Below are 238 nucleotides of genomic sequence, written 5' to 3'. Positions count from 1 at the left end.
AGCATCACCGTTCATCACGATTGGATTTGGACCAAGCAGAGGCGAGCTTAGGCTCACGTCACCTTTCACATCTACATTGGGCATCACATAGATACCACCAGCAGATAACTGACGACCTTCTAAATAGGTCAGCATCGCAGGGTTGCGCGCTTGTGCCGAAGCATTATCAGCAATTGCGGCTTCACCGGCGAAGGCGCGGCCTAAGCCAGTTGCCGAGTATTCGGCAAGTTGAAAACCT

At 52.1% G+C, this 238-nt stretch carries 1 protein-coding gene; it reads right to left on the bottom strand.

Features of this window, described 5'->3' with window-relative positions:
* A partial coding sequence (locus B4920_RS27805; protein WP_173862746.1) for an outer membrane protein transport protein occupies positions 1-238 on the bottom strand: 238 nt, incomplete at both ends.

Origin of the sequence: Zoogloea sp. LCSB751, from assembly GCF_002028455.1 — a bacterium.
GTDB lineage: Bacteria > Pseudomonadota > Gammaproteobacteria > Burkholderiales > Rhodocyclaceae > Zoogloea.
This window is presented reverse-complemented; position numbering and strand designations above follow the sequence as displayed.